Source organism: Paracoccus sp. PAMC 22219, from assembly GCF_000787695.1.
In the GTDB taxonomy this organism is placed as follows: Bacteria; Pseudomonadota; Alphaproteobacteria; order Rhodobacterales; family Rhodobacteraceae; genus Paracoccus.
The window spans coordinates 1-3,761 of the sequence record NZ_BBPH01000056.1 but is presented as its reverse complement, the minus strand read 5'-3'; the positions used below and the strand labels follow the sequence as shown (position 1 = coordinate 3,761).

5 protein-coding genes are annotated in these 3,761 nt (G+C 60.0%); all 5 read right to left on the bottom strand.

The features are described from left to right. Positions 1-29: 29 nt before the first annotated feature. The gene (locus tag TY51_RS07165; RefSeq protein WP_042247671.1) at positions 30-611 is read right to left on the bottom strand and encodes a hypothetical protein; all 582 of its coding nucleotides are present in this window, start codon (positions 609-611) and stop codon (positions 30-32) included. Between the two features lie 317 nt (positions 612-928). Further along, positions 929-1,108, bottom strand: coding sequence for a hypothetical protein (locus TY51_RS07160; RefSeq protein ID WP_042247667.1), 180 nt, complete (start codon positions 1,106-1,108; stop codon positions 929-931). A 69-nt stretch (positions 1,109-1,177) separates the two neighbouring features. Continuing rightward, the gene (locus tag TY51_RS20195; protein WP_052649912.1) at positions 1,178-2,227 is read right to left on the bottom strand and encodes a hypothetical protein; all 1,050 of its coding nucleotides are present in this window, start codon (positions 2,225-2,227) and stop codon (positions 1,178-1,180) included. Then, a complete protein-coding gene (locus tag TY51_RS20190) occupies positions 2,143-3,051 on the bottom strand; it encodes a ParB/Srx family N-terminal domain-containing protein (RefSeq protein ID WP_052649910.1) in 909 nt (302 codons plus the stop codon). The genes TY51_RS20195 and TY51_RS20190 overlap by 85 nt, the downstream gene beginning before the upstream one ends. A 261-nt stretch (positions 3,052-3,312) precedes the next feature. Next, the coding region (locus TY51_RS07150) for a DUF3768 domain-containing protein (protein ID WP_156117932.1) at positions 3,313-3,761 on the bottom strand (449 nt) is incomplete at its 5' end.

Below are 3,761 nucleotides of genomic sequence, written 5' to 3'. Positions count from 1 at the left end.
CCCGAAGGGGACGCCCGGATACATGCTGCTTATGTTCGGATTTCGGAGTTGATGACGGTAAAGAGCCAATCTGCGGCCTCATTGCCCTTCTCAAACCACTCCCCGCAAATCGTTTCGGGAACATGCTGCATGAGCGATCCATGCATTTTATCCCTAGTCACTTTCTGCCGCCTACTGGCGTCACGCATCGCTGGAATTTTGAGCATTGGATATATTTTGCAAAGACCTGACGACACGCATAGTTCTTCAAGTAAATAGCTTGTGGTGCGATCGTCGTTTGGCAATTCATCGTGACGACCAAGATACAACGCGGAACAATGCAAGGCTTCATGTAATATGGTGTCGAACAATTCTTGCTCATCACCCTCATGCTTAAGGATATTAAGGTAAATCATTGGCCGTTGATTTTTGAGATAGAACGACAGCCCGTATCTTTTACTTTGACCTACAGTGCTTGGCCTCCAGAAGGTGTCCGCCCTTAGAAAAGCCACTTTACTCATAATACTGCTGGCGGCGTTTCTCATTTTTACATCGCGAAACATAGCAGGATCGAAGTCAATACTTCTCTCCATAAAATAATCCCACCTTTGCTCAAGGCTCATCTCAACCATAATGCTTCCTTATTATTAAAACAGGAGTTTTCTGGAGTTATATATTATCTGAATAGCATTTGGTAGATAAGCCGCAAGGGATGCGAAGCATTCTTTGCGGCTTATGATTTTTGTTTTGCAGTCTTTTGCTGACAGCATTCGTTGGTCTGTTGCGCCGCCTTGCCGGAGGCAAGGCTCTGCCCGAAGGGCCGGGCCTGGAGGCGGGGGCCGGCGCAGACGGCCGCCTCCGCCAGGTCATCATTCCCCGCCAAAAAAGAAGCCCCACCGAAGCGGGGCCAGTTGAACCTTCGTCGCAGAAGGATGGGCGGTGCCGCGCTCTACTGAACAGGAGCGGCGGCGGGAAACTCGGTGGCGGCCGGGGCCGGTCGCAAGCGAACACTCTGATGGGTCCAGGCTGCGCTGTGCAGCTTTTGCTGTGCGTCTTTGAAGGGTAGCGCATCGGCGTGCAGATCAACCCATGCCGTGCCGGACCAGTAGGTTGCGATATACAGGGGCATGAAAATCTCTTTCGTCTGAAAAATGCTCGGTATGGGGCAGCTAACGCCGCCCCTCCGGTTCGGTATGAATCAGAAGCAGTCCGGGGTCCAAGCCTCGATGCGGGCCTTCTTCTCCGCGTCGATCCGCCATGCTTTCTGATACTCGGCATCGCTGAACAGACGCTCCATGCACTGTGCTTTTTCGGCCTTCTTCTGGGCTTTGTGCGCCTTGAAACCGTTCCCCTGCGGATCACAGCCCGTCAGTTCCAGATGCAGCGCGTCCAGATAATCGGCGCTGACGCGGCTGAAAAAGTTCTCGGCGGTGGGCGTCCAGACCTTGCGGATACCGGCCCCGGCATCGGCCTCGATCAGTCCGAAGAACTCCGCGCTACCTGCGCCATAGGGCAGGGTCCGCGCCACGCTTTCGACCAGCGCCGCGTTGCGGGCTTTCTTGCCAGCGGCGATGAACGTGCGGAAGGCGGTCGCCAGATCGTCCACCCGCAATTCCCGGCGGCTCCATGCCTCATGTCCCGCAGGGGCATGGGTCAGACGTTCGGAAAACTCCAACCCCTCGGGCTTGCTCGGGCAGTTGTTGGGACGTCCGGGCGACAGGTCGAAAACATGGGTACTGACGCCAGATGCCAGCGACATGCCAAAGGCCAGCAGGTCAAAGATCATTTCCGGCTTGTCCAGAAGCGCGGTCTGGATCGCGGCCAGCCGCACGGCCTTCATGTCCTCGACCAGCGCGCCGGAATAGGGCGACTTGGGCGCATCCTCGACGCTGGCCGCGCCGTGGCGCGTTGCGGCGTGTCCGGTCAGAACCTCCGCCTCGATTGCCTCGGCGCGATCCTCGGGCCGAACCCATGCTGCCGTTTCGCCCAAGGTGCCATCATTGCGGACGTAGATGAAAACCCCGGCAACGGCGCGCTGCGCGTCGGTAAAGCCGCCTTCAACGATGTTCGTCAGGTCGGCAAATTCCGCTTGGCCCACCTCGTCCAGAACGTCGCCCTCGGCCAGCTCCGCCAGTTCGTCGTAACGCTCGCTCTGTTCTTCGCTCAGGACGCCCGGAACGGGATAGATGCGGTCCAGCTTCTCGGCAGTCCCGTAGGGACATAGCTGTCGGGCATGGCCTCGACCCATTTCCAGACTTCTCCGATCTTTGCCGCTGCCTCGTCCATCTTCTCGGTGAAAAGGCGGGCCAGCAGATCGCCATCGTGAAGCGCGGTCGTGTCGCTGAACAGATCGCGGTTCATCCGCCCGCCCGCAGCGGTGTAGGCGTCCAGCCCGACAAACAGGGCGCGGCGGTCGGTGCCGCTGATCGCCTCCGGCTGCAAAGCCTGCTTTATGCGGTATTCGGACACGTCGCGGCCCATCACCTCGGCCAGAACCTGCAAGGTCAAAGCCTCGTCCTGGGACACGGTGAAGGCTTTTGCCATCCCGTAGCTGATATGTCCCGTCTTCAAGGCGTCCAGAACAGCGGCGGGCAGTGCTGCCAGCGCAAGGCGGCGGTAAACATGCGCCTCGGTCTTGCCGAAGCTGCGGGCGATGGTGGACACGTCTGCGCCTGCCTCCTTCATCCGGCCATAGGCACGGATTTCATCGGCGGGTGCCAAGTCCTCGCGGGCGGCGTTCTCGGCGCTGGCCCATGCCCGCGCGGTGGCCTCGTCGGGGGCGATGCGGACGGGAACGGAGGCCAGTTCCGGGTGGCGCTTGGTCACGGTCGGGTCACGCTCGACCGCGCGGGCGATGGCGCGCAGCCTGCGGCCCCCTGCGACGATGCCGACGCGGCCATCCGCATCGACGGTGCCGGACAGGTTCTGGATCAGGCCGATCATAGCAAGGCTGTCGGCCAGCAGGTCGATCCCCTCCGGGTCCGCATCCTGACGCGGGTTCATGTCGGAGACATAGAGTTGGGCCAGCGGGAAATACTGGATGGCGGCGGCGGTGATGATTTCGGTTTTCATGGGTGGCATTCCTGTTTGCGACGATTATGCTTATTGGTGCCTTGCCCCCTGTGAGGGCGGGGCAAGGCAAAGGGTCTTAGTTGACCCCGTGCTGGCTCAGGAAGCGGCGTCCGATACCAAAGGTGTCGCCCTTCCTGACAAGCGCCCATGCTTCCGCGAGGCGCTGTTCCAAAATTGCATTGCTCATGTGTTCACCCCCTTTCCGGTTAAAGCTGCGGGAAGCATCGGCCTGCTAACGGAGCAAAGCAGGCCGATCTCTGGTCAGTGTTCGGACGGCAGGTAGAGCGTCAGGACACGGCGCGTCTGGTCAGGGTCACAGGCACAATCGGGCATCGTCGCGCCGTAGGTGTAGGCGGTGTCAAAAAGGTCGATCTTCCAGAAGATCGCCGCGCCATCGGCCTCCACGCGCCCAAAGGAATGATCCTCCCAAGGGTCATTTTCCTCGGTGAAGTCGGTGAAGTTGATAACCTTCCCCATCAGGGCGGATTTGGTCGCCACGGGCAGGGCCTCGAAACCCGGCGTGACGACAGCGCGGCCTTTCAGATGATGGTCCCGCCATAGGGCGGCGAAGCCCAGGCAGCGCCGGAAGGCGTCGTTCTGCTCTGCGATCAGCAGGCGCAGCATGTGGTCGCGGGCCTGCTCGGCGGCGGTGTCGGTCTGGATTGCTTGTGCCATTTGGCTTTCCTTTTTTTTGCGACGATCCCGCCCGG